Genomic DNA, 17,678 nt, shown 5'->3' on the forward strand with positions numbered 1-17,678 from the left:
AATTTAACGCCAACAATAATAGTACTTGTAGAAATGTAACAATTATCGATATTTTTATTAATTTTATATTAAAATATTGTCAATGAAAAAATATATTATGTTGTTTTTTGTGCTTTTGACAGTTTTTTCGCTAAAAGCACAAAGTGATTTCTTAATTGAAAATAACCATAAAAAGGTCACTATTCCTTTTAAATTGATAAATAATCTTGTTTTTATACCAATAAAAGTTAACGGTATTGAACTAAATTTTTTGCTTGATTCCGGTGTAGAAGAAACGATTTTGTTTAGCATGGAAGAAAGACAGGAAGTAAGTTTTAATAATGTCGAAAAAATTAGACTGAGAGGTTTAGGAAGCGAAGAAGAAATTGAAGGACTAAAATCGACTAAAAATGTTTTAGAAACTCACGGTATAAAATCAAGTAATCATATGGTCTATATTATTTTAGACCAAAGTTTTAATTTATCATCTCATATCGGAATTCCGGTAAACGGAATAATTGGGCACAAATTTTTTAAGAACAATATTGTAGAAATTAATTACCAGAAAAAAAAGGTTGTAGTATATCAGAATAATGAAGAAACAAGACAAAAATTAAACAAGAAATTTAAATCGGTTCCAATAACAATCGAAAGATCCAAACCTTATATTTATACAACCGCAGTTGCAGACGGAGTAGAAGTGCCGGCAAAATTACTTATTGATATTGGAAACAGCGATGCATTTTGGATTTTTGAAAACAAGAAAATAAAATTACCGCAAAAGAATTTTCCTGACTTTTTGGGAAAAGGTTTTAGTGGTGATATTGAGGGACATCGGGCAAAACTAGAAAAATTTTCTATTTCCGATTTTGAGTTTAAAAACCCGATTGTTTCTTTTCCGGATTCGACTTCTATTCGAAATGTAAAAATGGTTCCGGACCGTATTGGTTCTGTTGGAGGCGAAATCTTAAAAAGATTTACATTGGTTTTGGATTATGCAGACAGAAAGTTATATCTTAAAAAGAACACTAAATTTTATGAACCCTTTACCTATAATAAGAGCGGAATCACGATTCAGCATAATGGTTTGCAATGGGTTCAGGAAACCGTTCATTTGCAAACAGTTCAAGTCGCAACATCCATAAGTGATCTGGATGAAAAAGACAAAGGCATGGATAATTTCAGATATAAATTTCTATTAAAACCGGTTTATGAAATTGTAAACATCAGGAAAAATTCTGCTGCAGAAAAATGCGGATTGCAAAAAGGAGATATTATTGTGAGTATCAATAAAGTGCTTCCTTATAAATATTCTTTACAGCAAATCAACAATCTTTTAAAATCGGAAGAAGATATTTGGATTACAATGGAAATAGAGCGAAACAGTCTGGTTTTAAAATTTCGATTCAAACTGGAAGACGAATTATAGTATTCGTATAAAAATGTTAGTTAGTGAGGAAAAATTGACTTGTTTGTATTTTTTATCTAAATTTAATAAGAAAATTAAGTTTTTCGATTAAGTCACATAATATTTTATTATGTTTAACAAAAATATAATTTATGGTCAAAAAATACACTAATTTCTTACAAGTTGTCTTGTTTTTTGTTTTTTTATCATTTTTGCCCACAACTACCTTTGCACAGTGTGCTGGTAATGATGCAACAATAACAATTTGTGATATTCCGAATCCTGCCAACAGAACGGTAGATTTATTTGCCTTATTAGGACCGGCCACTCCGGGCGGAACCTGGTCAGATGATTTTTATTCCGGTGGATTAAATGATCAGACAGGAGTTTTAAATGTACACCTTATTCAAAATAGTGCTACTTATCAATATACTTATACTGTTGAAGGAGTAGCAGGCTGTACAGATAATTCGTCTACTGTAACCGTAACAATTGGCGGATATACAGGAAAACCGGCTCCAAATGCAACAGTTTGCAGCGCAGAAGGAAGTTTTAATTTATTTCAGGCTTTTGATGGGTCTTCTTTAAGCCCACTTTCTAATGGTGTATGGCATAATGATCAAACAAATAAAGATATTCCGGGATCTTCAATTGATGTTACAAATTTAGAAGGAGATTATCAATACACTTATACCATGCCGGCCAGAGGGACGTGTGTGGCTCCGCCTCCCGCGACTGTATACATAACGGTTTTTAAAGCGCCAAAATCAGGATCAGACCGAGGATTAAAAATATGCAGTGATGCTGTTTCTAATTATAAAAATTATGACCTTAATAATTCACTTACAGGTCAGGATCCCGGCGGAACCTGGACGGATGCAAATGCGAGACCAACAAATGAACTGACTTTTGCCGGAGATCGCGTTATTAATTTAGAAAATATATACAATAGATTTGGAGAAGGAGATTTTTACTTTACATACAGTGTTCCCGCTTCCAACAGGGTTTGTGATCCTGCTTATACAACGGTAAGAATTAGAATTGAAAAAAAGCTCGATTTTACAGGAGCAACCGTCGTAGTTAATTCTGATATATGTCAAACAGAAATTCCAACCGCAACTTATTCTGTTAGAATTACAAAAGGACCTGCAGCAATTCCAAATGGAAATTATTATGTTGAATTTACTGTTTCCGGACCAAATGGTGGTTCAGAAATAATTATGGCAAATTTAAGTAATGGTGTTCTTCTGTTTCCAATCAAGTCTGATTATTTTAGACAAGTAGGAGATTTTACGGTTAACATTACAAATATTTATGCCGTCGCGAGCGAAAGAGCCTGTACTAATATCGTCAATAATTTATCAGATGTATTACATATTTATCCAATACCGGATCTGACAGGAGCAAAAATAGCAGATATAAAAACCTGCCAGAATACTGATACAGCTGTAGTAATCTCAGATGCAGCAAGAATTGTTGATGGAACTTATGATCTTATTTATAATATTTCCGGAGCCAATAATGCAAATGCCCAAACAATCAGAGTTACGTTTACCGGCGGAATTGCGAGTTTTACAATTCCGGCTATTTTAAATTCTCAAAGTGGAAACGGCGTAATTACAATTACCAATATTACACACGTAATTTCACAATGTGCCAATACAGCAAATTTAAAGGGAAATATTGTTATAAATCCATTGCCAAATACAGCAAATTTAAGAATACAAATTGCCGATGTTTGTTTTGGAGATCCAATATCAGCAATAGTTTCAGGATTAGGAAATCTAACGAATGTAACCTTGTCTTATATCCTTTCGGGGAGTAATATTTCAGCAACAGAAACCATTGTGTTAACGCCATCAAATGGAAATGCAACTTTTGTAATTCCATCAGGTTTGCTTGCAAATACAGGAACTACAACTGCCACCGTTACAAATTTGCAAAATAATAATACCACATGCGGAGTTACCGTGACAGGAGTTGCCGATCCTTTTGCTATAAACCCAATTCCGTCAGCTCCAACAGCTGTTAATCAGGAATTTTGTAAAATAGATGGAGCAACTATTGCTAATTTAGTACCAAATGGGGCACAATATAAATGGTATAATTCTGCAACAGCTACAACACCTTTGGCAGATACTTATATTTTGCAGACAGGAAATTATTGGGTAAAGGTTACGACTTTAAATTGTACCTCAGCCTCAACAATGATTACCGTTACCGTAAACGACATCGCAGCGCCGGTATTAAATACAGATGGACAAAATTTCTGCGGATTAAACAATCCGACAATTGCAGATTTATCCAATCATACAAGTATTCCCGCATCAGTTGTTTGGTACGATGCTCCTGATAACGGAAATTTATTGTCTTCAACAACCGCTTTAATCGAACAGGGAAGATATTATGGTTTTGATTTTTCTACGACTACAAATTGTCTTTCAAACGATTATCTTGAAGTTACGGTTACACTCACAGATTGCGATAATGTACCCAATGACTTTTTTATTCCCGACGGATTTTCTCCAAACGGAGACGGTGTAAACGACACCTTCATTATTCCGAACATTGAATTTTTATATCCAAATTATACACTTGAAATTTTTAATCGATATGGAAATGGAATGTATAAAGGCTATAACGGCAAACCAGGCTGGGATGGCTTAAATTATGAGAGAGAAGGAATTGGCAGCGGTTTGGCGCCAAACGGAGTTTATTTTTATATTCTCAATTTCAATAAAGACAATCGACCTCCAAAACAAGGGCGTCTTTATTTAAATCGATAATTCCTTTTACATTATTAAATAAATTCAAATGAAAAACATAATAATTTTTATAAGTTTTTTCTTTTATATAAATTCTATTTCTGCACAGCAAGATCCTGAGTACACACATTATATGTATAATATGAGTGTTGTAAATCCGGCGTATGCAACGGGAATGCCGGCGATGATAAATCTTGGCGGATTGTACAGAACTCAATGGGTTGGAGCAGTTGGAGCTCCTAAAACGTTTACCTTTTTTGGTCACACCGCTATAAATGAGAAAATCGAAGTAGGTTTGTCATTAGTCTCTGATGATATTGGAGACGGCGCTAAAAAAGAAAATAATGTTTATGCTGATTTTGCTTATGTACTAAATCTTGGCGGACAAAATAAACTTTCACTGGGTATAAAAGCCGGATTTACATCAATGCAGACCAATTTTAATGGTTTTGTTTTGCAAAGCGGTGATGTTGCTACAGATTTGGCTTTCGCCGAAAATGTAAACGTAAGCAAACCCAATATTGGAGTAGGAGCCTACTTTTTCAGAAATAATTTCTATGCCGGAATATCCGCTCCAAACTTATTAGAAACGAAACATATTGAAGAAAAATCAGGAATAAACGCTTACGGATCTGAAGATATTCATACTTTTTTGACCGCAGGATATGTTTTTCAAATCAATGATAAAGTAAAATTGAAACCTGCTTTCATGACAAAATATGTTCATGGCGCACCACTTTCTATAGATATTACAGCAAATGTTCTTTATAATAATAAATTTGAATTAGGTGCTGCGTACAGAATCGACGATGCCGTAAGTGCTTTGGTGAATATTAATGTAACACCAAGTTTAAGAGTAGGGTATGCATACGATTATACACTTTCAAATTTAGGTCAGTTCAATTCAGGAACGCATGAAATTATGCTGCTTTTTGACCTTGATTTATTAGGAAAAGGATTTGATAAATCACCTAGATTCTTTTAAAATGAAAAATATGAAAAAACTACTAGTTATTGTATTCGTATTTTCAATACAGTTTATAAATGCTCAGGATCAGGAATTAATCAGAGCCAAGCGCTTTTTTGATAAAACCTATTACACTGAATCCATTATTTTATATGAAAAATTAGCCGAGACTAAACCTTCGCAGGAAGTGATTAAAAATCTGGCCGATTCTTATTATTACACAAACGATTTAATCAAAGCCCAAAGCTATTATAGACTTTTGATTCAAAATTACAGTAATGATTTAAACAGAGATTATTATTTTAGATACGCTCAGACTTTAAAAGCAACAAATAATTATGCTGATGCAAATGTTGTTTTAAAAGAATATTACAGTAAATCAGCCAACACTCAGGATACTATCTATTTTGCAAAAGAACTGAAAGAACTCGAAAATGTATCCGCAATTGGAAACCGCTTTGAAATTAAAAATCTGGCAATAAACACGCCCAATTCTGAATTTGGAGCGGTAAAATTTAAAGACAATCTGATTTTTGCCGGTGTAAAATTGAAACCCGGATTGTTCGATAAAAAATATAAATGGGATAATGAAACTTATTTGAATTTGGTTAAAGTTCCAATTCAAAATATCAATTCTGCCGAAGCGCCGCTAACTTATTTTGCCGATGAATTAAAAACCGGAGTTCATGAAGCCAATGCTGTTTTTACAAAAGATGGCAAAACAATTTATTTTACCCGTAATAATTCTAAAAACGGAAGCAAGAAAAAGAACGATCAGAAAATTTCAAACCTTCAAATTTTTAAAGCTGAATTTGTAGAAGGAAAATGGACCAATATCGTTTCGCTTCCATTTAACAGTCCGAACTATTCTGTAGAACATCCCGCTTTGAGCGCTGATGAAAAAGTACTGTATTTTGCATCAGACATGCCTGGAAGTTTAGGCTCGTTTGATATTTATTCAGTAAACATTAATAAAGGGGCCTTTGATACGCCAAAAAACTTAGGGCCAATTGTCAATACCGATAAAAGAGAACAATTTCCGTTTGCATCTGCAGATAATAAACTTTATTTTTCATCAGACGGACATTTAGGTTACGGTTCGCTTGACGTTTTTGTTTCGGATATTAATGGAAATGAATATTCAAAACCAACGAATATCGGATTGCCTTTAAACTCAAATCTAGATGACTTTTCATTTAATATTGATTCGGAAACCAAAGAAGGATATTTTGCCTCAAACAGAGAAGGCGGAAAAGGAAGCGATGACATTTATCAATTTAAGGAAATTAAAGATTTGATTGTCGAAGATTGCAAACAGTTTATTGCGGGAACAATTACAGATATTGATACCAAACTGGCATTAGAAAATGCGACTGTAATTTTGCAGGATTCGCAAAACAAGACACTCAACACCATTACAACTTCTGCTGATGGAAAGTTTAGTTTTACCGTTCCTTGCGAGGCGTCATATAAAATTTCAGCGTTTAAGGAAAAATATACCAATGAATCTAAAACCTTGACTTTAGACAAAACCAGAAATGTTATAAATGATGCTTCTTTAGCACTAAAATCTTTAGAAGCTATTAAATTAGAAGAAAAAGAAACTGCAGAAAAGAAAAGACAGCAGGAAATTATCATAGAAGAAGAAAACAAGAAAAAAGAAGCGCTGGCCGTAATTGAATTAAAACAAAAAGAGAAAAAAGCCAAAGAAGCTGAAATTGTAGCTGCCGAAGTTAAAAAGAAAGAGAAAGTTGATCAGATTTTAAAACAGGAAAAAGACGTTATAAAAGATGATAAAAACCGATTAATCATCAAAACAGATCCAATTTACTTTGATTACAACATGTGGTACATCCGTAAAGAATCGAAAGTAGTTTTGGGCAGAGTTGTGGTTTTGATGAATAAATATCCGGGAATGGTAATTGAAATTGGATCGCATACGGACTCAAGAGGAAATGCAAAATTCAATGAAGAATTATCTCAAAAAAGAGCCAATTCAACCCGGGAATTTATAATTCAATCGGGTATAAATGCCAATAGAGTTACCGCAAAGGGCTATGGAGAATCTGTGCCCATTGTTAAATGCAAAACAGATGATTCCTGCTCAGAAGAAGAACATGAATTGAACCGAAGAAGTGAGTTTGTAATTAAGAATTTGTAGTTTTAGTATTAAATAAAAAACGTAATTTTATAAAATAACAATTAGAATTAAAATATTGAATTATGAAAAAACTAGTCATACCATTTTTACTTTTAACCTGCATTGGATTGCAAAGCTGTAAAAAAGAAGAAAGCAAAAAAGAAACTGAAACTACACTAGCAGACGAAAAACCTGTAAAAGTGGAATGTTATCAGGCAACTTATGAAAAGGATATTATTGACTTAAAAGTAAATACTTTAAAAAACGGAAAAATAACCGGAAACATGGTGATGAAAGTTGCCGGTTCTCCTGATAAAAATGGAGAAATCATGGGAGAATTTCACGGCGATACATTATTTGCCGATTATACCTTTATTGAAGGAACAAATAAAACCAGAACTTTCAAAAACCCAATGGCATTTTTAAAGAAAGACACTCAATTGATTTTAGGAAACGGAACCATGCAAACCACAATGGGCGTGACTTATTTGGTAAAAGACAAACCTATCGATTTTGAACGCGTAAAATATAAATTTGCTGCTGTTGAATGTACAGAGAAATAAACGTCATGCTAAACCCGACAGGTTTTTAAAACCTGTCAGGTTTAATTCTTAGCGTAAAAATAATTAGCATAAAAAAGCCGCTTCATCTGAAGCGGCTTTTACTATTTTTAGATTTTAATTTTTCTTATAAAACTTCCCCTTTAATTTTTAGGGCAACTCTTCCGTCAGGATAATTTACGGCATTGGTTTCTACGGTAATTGTTTTACGAATTGGACCCGCCGCCATATTATACTTCACGTCGATTTTTCCTTTTTTACCCGGCATAATCGCTGCAGCGGGTTTTGTCACAACGATAGAACTTACAGTTGATTCGGCAGATGTAACCAATAAAGGTGCATCTCCGGTGTTTGTAAATTCAAAAGAACGAACTCCATTATCACTTTTCGAAATTTTTCCATAATCGATTGTGTTGTCAGGAGCTGCAAATTCAATTTTTGGACCATTTTGTGAATAACCTATAACACTAAATAATACTATTGCAATAAAAGTGGCAACATTTTTCATTTTGAAATTGTTTTTAAGTTGTAAGTAAATATACTTTCTTTTAATTAATACACAAATTATTATTTCTCTTTTTATAGTGTACTTAATTATTTACTTTTGCTGTCAGTTATAATTACAAAAATTGAACCAAAGTATAAAAGTTTATTTGTTTAACCGTTTAATCGTTTATTTGATAAAGGTAAACGATTAAACGGTTAAACGATTTCAACGATAAAACAAAGAAACAATAAATGAGTATTCCAGCACAATTTGACGCTAAAACGATCGAGAATAAATGGTATGATTACTGGATGAAAAACAACTATTTTCATTCAGAACCAGATCACAGAACACCTTATACAATTGTAATTCCGCCGCCAAACGTCACAGGTGTTTTGCACATGGGACACATGTTGAACAATACAATTCAGGATGTTTTGATTCGTAGAGCGCGTCTTAAGGGTTTCAACGCTTGTTGGGTTCCGGGAACGGATCACGCCTCGATTGCAACGGAAGCTAAAGTTGTAGCAAAATTAAAAGCAGAGGGAATCAATAAAAATGATTTAACACGCGAAGAATTTTTAGCCCATGCCTGGGAATGGACAGATAAATATGGCGGAGTAATCTTAGATCAGCTTAAAAAGTTAGGAGCATCTTGTGACTGGGAAAGAACCAAATTCACGATGGATCCGGATATGTCTGCATCTGTAATTAAATCGTTTGTAGATTTATATAACAAAGGATTAATTTACAGAGGATACCGAATGGTAAACTGGGATCCGGAAGCAAAAACAACGCTTTCTGATGAAGAAGTTATTTATGAAGAACAACAAGGAAAATTATTTTTCTTAAACTATAAAATTGAGGGAACTGAGGAATTTTTGACCATTGCCACAACACGTCCTGAAACTATCTTTGGAGATACTGCGATTTGTATCAATCCAAATGATGAGCGTTTTACACATTTAAAAGGTAAAAGCGCCATCGTTCCTATTTGTGGAAGAGTGATTCCGATTATAGAAGATGAATATGTAGATGTAGAATTCGGAACCGGATGTTTGAAAGTAACTCCGGCACACGATATGAACGATAAAACGCTTGGAGAGAAACACAATCTTGAAATCGTTGATATTTTTAATGAAGATGCTACGCTAAATAGTTTCGGATTGCATTATCAGGGGAAAGATCGTTTTGTAGTTCGTACTGAAATTGCAAAAGAATTAGAAGAAATTGGCGCTTTGGCGAAGACCGAAACCCATTTGAATAAAGTTGGAACATCTGAAAGAACCAAAGCCGTAATCGAACCAAGATTATCAGACCAATGGTTTTTGAAAATGGAAGATTTAGTAAAACCGGCAATCAAATCTGTTTTGGTTGATGGCGATATTAAATTACATCCAAAACGTTTTGAAAATACGTATGCACACTGGTTAAATAATATCCGCGATTGGAACATTTCCCGTCAATTATGGTGGGGACAGCAAATTCCGGCTTATTATTACGGAGACGGAAAAGAAGATTTCGTAGTGGCTGAAAATATTGAAGATGCTTTAGTTTTAGCAAAGAAAAGAACGAATAACCCAGAACTTACAACTTCTAACTTAAAGCAAGATGTTGATGCATTAGATACCTGGTTTTCATCATGGCTTTGGCCAATGTCCGTTTTCGGCGGAATCATGGATCCTGAAAGTGCCGATTACAAATATTATTATCCAACAAATGACTTGGTTACAGGTCCGGATATTTTATTTTTCTGGGTAGCGAGAATGATCATTGCAGGTTATGAATATGGAGGTGAAAAACCATTTACAAATGTGTATTTAACCGGATTGGTCCGTGACAAACAACGTCGTAAAATGTCTAAATCATTAGGAAATTCTCCTGATCCTTTAGACTTGATAGATAAATTCGGAGCTGATGGAGTTCGTGTAGGATTGCTTTTGAGCGCTTCTGCAGGAAATGATATTATGTTTGATGAGGAATTGTGTAATCAGGGAAAAGCGTTTTCTAACAAGATTTGGAATGCTTTTAAATTGATTAAAGGATGGGACGTTTCAGAAACTATTCCTCAGCCGGAAGCTTCAAAAGTAGCTATCGAATGGTACGAAGCGAAGTTGCAGCAAACTTTAGTTGACATTGAAGATAATTTTGAGAAATACAGAATTTCAGACTCGTTAATGGCAATTTATAAATTGGTTTGGGATGATTTCTGTTCTTGGTTTTTAGAAATGATCAAACCAGCATATCAACAACCAATTGACAAAGCAACGTTTGATAAAGCAATCGAAATGCTTGAAAGTAATTTGAAATTACTTCATCCTTTCATGCCTTTCTTGACTGAGGAAATCTGGCATTTAATTGCTGACAGAACGTCGGAAGAAGCTTTAATCGTTTCAACATGGCCAGAATTAAAACCTTTCAACGCAGGTTTAATTACTGATTTTGAAAGTACAATCGAAGTAATTTCTGGAATCAGAACGATTAGAAAAGATAAAAATATTCCGTTTAAAGATGCTATTGAATTAAAAGCAATCAACAGCGAGAATCTTTCGACTTATTTTGATTCAATCGTAACGAAATTGGGGAATATCTCAGCTTTCGAATATGTTTCGGCTAAAGTGGACGGAGCGTTATCTTTCCGTGTAAAATCAAATGAATATTTCATTCCGATTTCAGGAGGAAATATTGATGTTGAAGCTGAAATTGCAAAATTGACTGCAGAGTTGGTTTATACACAAGGTTTCTTAAAATCTGTTCAGGCAAAATTATCAAACGAAAAATTTGTTGCCGGAGCACCGGAAAAAGTTTTGGCTAACGAAAAACAAAAAGAAGCGGATGCTTTAGCAAAAATTGCTACAATAGAGCAAAGTATTGCCGGACTAAAATAAGAACATCTCTTTTAAGATATTCACACTCGACAGGTTTTTAAAACTTGTCGGGTTTTTTTATGTGAAGATTTTTTCGCCACGAATTCACGAATTATTTTTTTTCAAATCTTTGTGTCAAGTTTTAATTCGTGAATTCGTGGCTTATTAAAGTGAATTAGGCTTTATTTGTCATTCCGAGGAACGAGGACACGAGCGTTAGCGAACTGGCGAAGCAATCTCCACAAGTAACTCCGCAACGAGAGTCCAATCTTTGTAGAATTTCTAACGAAGATTCCTCGTTCCTCGGAATGACAAACCATGTAGAATAGAAAAAATAAAATTCGTGAATTCGTGGCGAAATTTTTTTTTATTTCTTCCTCAAAACCAAAAACAAAGGATAAGAAACCACCGTAATTCCAACAATAATTATAAAACTTTTAGGATCGCTGTAAACAAACCCGGCAAGTAATGCAATCGACGCAATAATCGCAATAATGGTCGTCCACGGATACCAAACAGAGCGATAAGGTCTTGGTAAATTAGGTTCTGATTTTCTTAATTTTATCAAAGAGCAATATGCTAATCCCCAAACAATAATAGAGGTGAAGGCCGCAAACGAAAACAAGACTTCAAACGAGCCAATACAAATTAAAAATAAACTAAATACCGAAGAGACTAAGAGTGCGACAATTGGAGTTCCGCCTTTGTTTACGCTTGTTCCTTTTTCGGTAAAAAAACCGTCACGGCTTAATCCGTATAAAATTCTTGGCGGAATCATCATAAAAGCATTTAGAATACTAATCAAAGAAAAAATAGAAATTACCGTTACGATAATAGCGCCGTTTTTTCCGAAAATTACATTGGCAACATCGGCGGCAGCCAGGTTCGACTTTGCTATGTTTTCAATTGGCAAAACATACATAAAGGCGATATTTATTAAAACATAAATGGCTATAACAAGCAATACACCACTAAATAATGATTTCGGAATATTTTTACCCGGATCATCATTTTCTTCAGCAAAGAAACAAACGCTGTTCCAGCCATTATAAGTTCCGATGATAAGCTGAAGCGATTTAAAAAATCCAAATAACAAACCAATCTGAACAAGGGAATTATCTTTTGGAATTGGAGCTAATTTTACTCCTGAATACGTAAAACAGGCGATAAGCAAAGCAAAAAAGCAAATGACTTTTAATAAACTGGTAATTTGCTGAATGACACTTCCGTTTTTTACCCCACTTAAATGCAGCAATACAAAAGCAATCAATAATGAAATCGCCATTTCGGTAGAATAGTTGCGAAGATCCGGAAATAAAATAATAAGATATTCACTTATTACGATACAGTAAAAAGCAGGCGGAATGGCATTTGTAATATAATCAAACCAGCCCGAAAGAAAACCGGCATAATCACCAAAAGCTTTTTTGATATAATTATAAGATCCTCCGGCTTTGGGAAGCATTGTAGCGAGTTCTGCATAAGAATTAGCTCCAATTAAAATATATAATCCTCCGATAAGCCATGAAGCAATAATGAGCCAGTAATTATCGAGCATTGCGGCTATTGATCCCGGCGTTCTTAAAATTCCAACGCCAATTGTTCCTCCAATCAATACGGCGATATTAAAACTTAATCCTAAACTTTTTTTTAATTGGTTCTTTTTGGAATCTGACATTTTTGGAATTTTGGGTTTGTTGAGATTTGAATCACTGGTAAGCAAAAGTACTATAATTAAAACACTTTCTGCTTTTCAAAATAAAAACCAAAGCTTCTTCTGTCTTTCCAGGAAGAAAGGGGCAGAAAAAGCTTTGGCAAATGAAACTAATTTAAAATATTTTAGAATTTATAACGCAGACTCGTCATAACCTGACGTGGCGCTATTGGGTTTACACTATAATTTTCGTGAACGGTATAATTCAATTCGTTTGTAATATTTGATAATCGGCATAAAATCGAGAATTTTTTCCATTCATAACCGGCAGAAACATCTATTGTAGTATATCCTTCTAACGGAATATCTCTATCTCTAATAGTTACTACATAAGTTGGTGGATTTGTTGCCGGTACAACTGGAGTCCATAAATAATCATCATTCCAGCCTCCGGTACGGTCACCAACATAATTTCCAATCGCTCCAAAAGTTACTCCTTTAAATAAGCCAGCAGGTAATTTATAGAAGAAACTCAAATTGGCAGTGTTTTTTGGAGTTCTTGCTAAAACGTCTCCCACAACAAGGCTGCCATTTGTTCCAGATGATTTAGAGACTTTAGTTTCATTAAAGCTATAACCAGCCATAATACTTAGTCCTTCTAATGGGGTAGCTGTGATATCAATTTCAACTCCTTTTCCTTTTGTAGCACCTACCAATTCTTTTATTGCAGTATTTGTGTTTTGAGTAACACCATCTGCCAAATAAGGAGCTGTTTGTGCTAAATTATTATTAGATATTTGATATACAGTTACGTTTGTGCTCAAAAGACCTCTCCAGAAATCTTTTTTTACACCAACTTCATATTGGTCTATAATAGATGGATCTAAAGGCTTCAAATCTGCGGTTGTTCCTGTATTTGGAGTAAAAGAGTTTGAGTAACTGGCAAATAAGGATAAATCTTTATTAGGCTGTATCACTAATCCTGCTTTAGGTGAAAAAGCTTTATTTACAGTTTTTGCTCCTTCCACTGCTGTTGCATTTTCAAGAGAAGTTGTGATAACTCCTTTTGTAACTACCTCTTTCGATGTTGTTACATAACTGTCCTGCCATGACCAACGTAGTCCTGCTAAAACTTTTATATATTTTGTAACCGAAATTAAATCCTGCGCATAAGCACCAAAACGTTGTGTGTTTGTAGTTGCCAATTGAGTTGCTCTGGTTGGGTATGGTATATCACGACTTTGCGTGCTGTAATCGTAATTATTAAGATCTATTGCTTTCGCTTCAGTAGTAATTGCAACTGTAGAAGTTGGGGTTTCATAAAAACCATAAGTATAGCTTGGAGCAAGAGAATTTTCATAATCAGCTCCAGTAAAAATCTGGTGTTTAATGCTGCCTGTATTAAAAGTTCCCTGTAAACTTAATTGATCACCAAATATATGCTCAGCACCATCAGATTTTGTCAAACCGCGTTTCCAGTTTCCATCAACATCAATTGTACTTAATTGTGCTGTAGACGTTTGTGTTCTTCTGTAAGATTGGTAAGAAGAATTAAAATTTAACTTCCAGTTTTTATTGAAATCATGATTAAATAACAAAGAAGCACTGGAAGATTTAGTATTGGCAGTAGACCAAAGCGCTCCAAAGAATTCATTACGAGGCAAATCTAAGATTTTTTTTTCATAGATTCCTGTACCAAAATCAGGAATCCAATCAGCACTTAAATAATCCCCCTGTAATGTAATTTGTGTTTTATCTGAAACATTAAATAAGAAGGAAGGATTAATGTAGATACGTTCGTTTTTTACAAAATCCCTAAAGCTTTCTGAGTTTTCGTAAGATCCGGTAAAACGGTATGCAATGGATTTGTTTAATGGTCCGTAAAAATCAACAGCTGGTTTGTAATAAGAATAACTTCCCATTTGCATAGATACTTCACCACCAGAAGTAAATTTTGGTGTTTTGGTAACCAAATTCATAATTCCACCCGGTGCAACATTTCCATATAATAAAGCAGAACCTCCTTTTAGGAATTCCACTTTTTCTAAAGATGAAACTTCTGGTATTGAACCAGCATTGTAGCGAAACCCATTTTTAAACATATTATTGGCACTCATATCATATCCTCTTGAAAAGAATGATTCCTGCGCACCGCCACGGGCAGATCCTACATAAACACCGTTTAGGTTCTTTACAACTTCGCTTAATCTGATGGCTTGCTGCTGTTCGATAATCTCGGCACCAATAACTTGTATCGATTGCGGATTATCCATTGGTTTTAAACCAGAACGAACAGCCGTAACAGGTTTAGGCTCTTTGTTTTTGGTTACAATTACTTCATTAAGAGTTTCTCCTTTTTTATTTTTTACAGTGTCCTGAACAGCTTTATTTTCAGTATTTGAATATTGTTGGCTGTAAGACGCAAAACCGATTAAAAAAAAGATAGCGGTAAGTAAATTTTGTTTCATGGTATTTATTTGGATTCAATAAAAATAAGTACGCAAATATAAATACATCGATTGTTTAACAAAATTTATTGAATATTATTCTTCCTTAATTTTTGCTTAAATCTTGCTTAAGATTGGATTAATTTTTTGGTTTATTAATTTTTAAATTTTATTACTAAAAAAAATAATTTTCAATCACAAAAAAAGCCTTGTCGTAAAACAAGGCTTTTGAAATTTATAGAATTGAGTTATTTAACCGAAATTAAATAAGTTGCCATTTTCCAGATTTCATCATATTTTTTTCCGTTATGTTCTCCGGCAGCTTTTTCAGTATAAGCAAATTCTACCATATAATTTCCCGGCCAGATTGGTGTAAAAGAAATTTCTCCTTTATCATTACTCCACAATTCTTTTTCCCAGCCGTTTGGAGCGATTACTTTAATTTTTTGCTCTTTTGCTTCTTTTCCTTCGTATAAAGCGTTTACGTTTATTTTCGTTTTTTGTTTTGCAGTAACTGCATCTTTAGAAAATACACTAATTACGTTTGTATTTGCAGTCGCTTCGTTTCCTTTTGCAGCGTTTCCAACCGTAACTGTAGCGCTTGAATTATAATCTAAAACCATAGTTCCGTAAACATCTTTTACCTTATGGTGCATTACAATCGTATAAACTCCGTCTTCATCGGGTGTGAAAAAAGCCTGGTATTTATTTTCTAAAGCTGTTGCGGTAAGTTTTGTTTCTTTTTTTGACGGACTAATAACAACCAAAGTGAAATCTTTTAAATCTGAAAACCATTTATCAGCTTTTGTAATGTCATTATCTGAAAATTCTCCAAAATAAACAGAGATTTCCTGTGCTTTTCCTTTTGTTCCTGTTGCTTTAGTTTCGATCCAAAGTGCGTGAGCAAACAATTGCGGAGTCGCAACAAGCATAAAAAGAACTAAGATGATTTTTTTTAAAGTATTTGATTTCATAAGATCAGGTTTAAAAATTGTTAAGTATGATATTTTCTACAAACTTAAGTCTTATTTAGAACAATTAAAAATAAAACCATTGAAAATGATTTATTATTTAAGGAAGATCAGTTAAAATTAAAAAGAGAGAGTTTAGTTTAAAAGGCCTAAATTTGCACGCAAATAAATTTTACATAAATGATTCTCCCTTTTTTTAAAAGAATCCAGAATTCACCACAAGGATTTAGATTAGCCAATACCGTATTTTTTTTCATTTCAGGTTTTGGATATTCTTCCTGGGTATCCAGAATTCCGCACATACAAACACAATTGCAGCTGTCTGAAGCTCAGTTTGGGGCAGTTTTATTTGCTTTTCCAATTGGTTTAATGTTGACAATGCCTTTTACCGGAATGTTGTTAAACAAATACAGCAGTCGTTACATCATGTTGTTAGGCGCAATTATGTTTAATATTGCTTTGTCTTTACCCGGTTTAGCCGCTTTTGTATGGCAGTTGGTTATGATACTTTTAATTTTTGGAGCTTCTCGTAATATCTTCAATTTATCGATAAACGCACAATCACTCGAGGTTCAGAAATTATATCCAAAATCAATTATAACCCGTTTCCATGCGGTTTGGAGTATCGCTGTTTTTTCGGGAGCAGGTTTAGGTTATGTAATGGTAACACAGCATATTGCGCCATCTTATCATTTATTGGGAGTAAGTGTTTTTATGATGGCACTTACCGCTTGTTTTTATCCGTTGAGTATTCACAATGAGCCGGTTCCGGTGAAAAAGAAGTTCTTTTCGATGCCGGAAAAAAATCTGGTGAAGTTTGCTCTGATCTGTTTTGTTTCTATGGCTTGCGAAAATACGATGTACGACTGGAGCGGAATTTATTTTGAAAATATTCTAAAGGCTTCGCCAAAATTAACCAGTGCCGCATTTGTGTTTTTTGCAACAGCCGTAACTTTAGGGCGTATATTTGGAGATTACGGAGTTATGAAATTTGGCACGAAAAAAATTCTGCTTTACAGCGGAATCTTAATCACTTTAGGATTTGGAATTTGCTTTATCCTGCCGTATGCTTATCCCACTATTTTTGGTTATGTTTTAATCGGATTTGGGGTTTCCTGCGTAGTTCCTTTAGTATTTAGTATCGCCGGAAGATCATCAAAATTAAGCAGCGGTTCTGCCTTAACTTCTATATCTACAATTGGTTATCTTGGTTTCTTGCTTGTTCCGCCAATGGTTGGTTTTATATCCGAATATCTAAGTATGAAATGGGCGTTTCTAATAATGGCACTTTTAGGAATACTCATGATTTTTATGGTGAATAAGATCGGAGAAAATGAGTAGGTTTTTTTTATAGATGCTAAGGTGCTAAGGTTCTGAGATGCTAAGGTTTTTTTCTGAATTGCCTCCTGCTTTAGCTGGAGGTTATATAATTG

General features: G+C 34.1%; 11 protein-coding genes. 7 read left to right on the forward strand and 4 right to left on the reverse strand.

Annotated features, from left to right (window positions below):
• Positions 1 to 82 precede the first annotated feature (82 nt).
• From AC3QL1_RS11270 to AC3QL1_RS11290, 5 genes are all read left to right on the forward strand, one after another.
• Positions 83 to 1,408, forward strand: coding sequence for a PDZ domain-containing protein (locus AC3QL1_RS11270; RefSeq protein ID WP_492491390.1), 1,326 nt, complete (start codon positions 83 to 85; stop codon positions 1,406 to 1,408).
• A 131-nt stretch (positions 1,409 to 1,539) separates the two neighbouring features.
• A complete protein-coding gene (locus tag AC3QL1_RS11275) occupies positions 1,540 to 4,173 on the forward strand; it encodes a T9SS type B sorting domain-containing protein (protein ID WP_492491392.1) in 2,634 nt (877 codons plus the stop codon).
• Positions 4,174 to 4,201: 28 nt separating this feature from the next.
• Positions 4,202 to 5,137: a PorP/SprF family type IX secretion system membrane protein gene (locus AC3QL1_RS11280; protein ID WP_492491394.1), complete on the forward strand. Its 936-nt coding sequence runs from the start codon at positions 4,202 to 4,204 to the stop codon at positions 5,135 to 5,137.
• 10 nt (positions 5,138 to 5,147) lie between these two features.
• Positions 5,148 to 7,280: an OmpA family protein gene (locus tag AC3QL1_RS11285; protein ID WP_492491396.1), complete on the forward strand. Its 2,133-nt coding sequence runs from the start codon at positions 5,148 to 5,150 to the stop codon at positions 7,278 to 7,280.
• Positions 7,281 to 7,342: 62 nt separating this feature from the next.
• Complete coding sequence (locus AC3QL1_RS11290; protein WP_492491398.1) at positions 7,343 to 7,822, forward strand: hypothetical protein; 480 nt, start codon at positions 7,343 to 7,345, stop codon at positions 7,820 to 7,822.
• A 124-nt stretch (positions 7,823 to 7,946) separates the two neighbouring features.
• On the opposite strand, the gene AC3QL1_RS11295 is transcribed toward AC3QL1_RS11290, so the two are convergent.
• Positions 7,947 to 8,327 (reverse strand): DUF1573 domain-containing protein, encoded by a 381-nt coding sequence (locus AC3QL1_RS11295; protein WP_492491400.1) that lies wholly within the window; start codon positions 8,325 to 8,327, stop codon positions 7,947 to 7,949.
• 230 nt (positions 8,328 to 8,557) lie between these two features.
• On the opposite strand from AC3QL1_RS11295, the gene AC3QL1_RS11300 reads away from it, so the two are divergent.
• Positions 8,558 to 11,194 (forward strand): valine--tRNA ligase, encoded by a 2,637-nt coding sequence (locus tag AC3QL1_RS11300; RefSeq protein WP_492491401.1) that lies wholly within the window; start codon positions 8,558 to 8,560, stop codon positions 11,192 to 11,194.
• A gap of 346 nt (positions 11,195 to 11,540) precedes the next feature.
• Here AC3QL1_RS11300 and AC3QL1_RS11305 read toward each other — a convergent pair whose 3' ends face one another.
• The 3 genes from AC3QL1_RS11305 to AC3QL1_RS11315 form a co-directional block, all read right to left on the reverse strand.
• On the reverse strand, positions 11,541 to 12,851 hold the full coding sequence (locus AC3QL1_RS11305) for an APC family permease (RefSeq protein WP_492491403.1): 1,311 nt from the start codon (positions 12,849 to 12,851) through the stop codon (positions 11,541 to 11,543).
• Between the two features lie 161 nt (positions 12,852 to 13,012).
• Entirely contained in the window at positions 13,013 to 15,295 is a 2,283-nt protein-coding gene (locus tag AC3QL1_RS11310; protein WP_492491405.1) for a TonB-dependent siderophore receptor, read from the reverse strand.
• A gap of 227 nt (positions 15,296 to 15,522) precedes the next feature.
• Complete coding sequence (locus AC3QL1_RS11315) at positions 15,523 to 16,248, reverse strand: hypothetical protein (protein WP_492491406.1); 726 nt, start codon at positions 16,246 to 16,248, stop codon at positions 15,523 to 15,525.
• Positions 16,249 to 16,425: 177 nt separating this feature from the next.
• Here AC3QL1_RS11315 and AC3QL1_RS11320 point away from each other — a divergent pair, with 177 nt between their 5' ends.
• On the forward strand, positions 16,426 to 17,586 hold the full coding sequence (locus tag AC3QL1_RS11320; RefSeq protein ID WP_492491408.1) for an MFS transporter: 1,161 nt from the start codon (positions 16,426 to 16,428) through the stop codon (positions 17,584 to 17,586).
• Positions 17,587 to 17,678 lie beyond the last annotated feature (92 nt).

Source organism: Flavobacterium sp. GW823-FHT04A11 (assembly GCF_058796535.1).

What these genes read in the sequence shown, in the direction of transcription:
- AC3QL1_RS11280 (WP_492491394.1), top strand. Translation starts at nt 4,202, where the DNA reads ATGAAAAACATAATAATTTTTATAAGTTTTTTCTTTTATATAAATTCT.
- AC3QL1_RS11315 (WP_492491406.1), bottom strand. Translation starts at nt 16,248, where the DNA reads ATGAAATCAAATACTTTAAAAAAAATCATCTTAGTTCTTTTTATGCTT.
- AC3QL1_RS11275 (WP_492491392.1), top strand. Translation starts at nt 1,540, where the DNA reads ATGGTCAAAAAATACACTAATTTCTTACAAGTTGTCTTGTTTTTTGTT.
- AC3QL1_RS11305 (WP_492491403.1), bottom strand. Translation starts at nt 12,851, where the DNA reads ATGTCAGATTCCAAAAAGAACCAATTAAAAAAAAGTTTAGGATTAAGT.
- AC3QL1_RS11320 (WP_492491408.1), top strand. Translation starts at nt 16,426, where the DNA reads ATGATTCTCCCTTTTTTTAAAAGAATCCAGAATTCACCACAAGGATTT.
- AC3QL1_RS11270 (WP_492491390.1), top strand. Translation starts at nt 83, where the DNA reads ATGAAAAAATATATTATGTTGTTTTTTGTGCTTTTGACAGTTTTTTCG.
- AC3QL1_RS11290 (WP_492491398.1), top strand. Translation starts at nt 7,343, where the DNA reads ATGAAAAAACTAGTCATACCATTTTTACTTTTAACCTGCATTGGATTG.
- AC3QL1_RS11295 (WP_492491400.1), bottom strand. Translation starts at nt 8,327, where the DNA reads ATGAAAAATGTTGCCACTTTTATTGCAATAGTATTATTTAGTGTTATA.
- AC3QL1_RS11310 (WP_492491405.1), bottom strand. Translation starts at nt 15,295, where the DNA reads ATGAAACAAAATTTACTTACCGCTATCTTTTTTTTAATCGGTTTTGCG.
- AC3QL1_RS11285 (WP_492491396.1), top strand. Translation starts at nt 5,148, where the DNA reads ATGAAAAAACTACTAGTTATTGTATTCGTATTTTCAATACAGTTTATA.
- AC3QL1_RS11300 (WP_492491401.1), top strand. Translation starts at nt 8,558, where the DNA reads ATGAGTATTCCAGCACAATTTGACGCTAAAACGATCGAGAATAAATGG.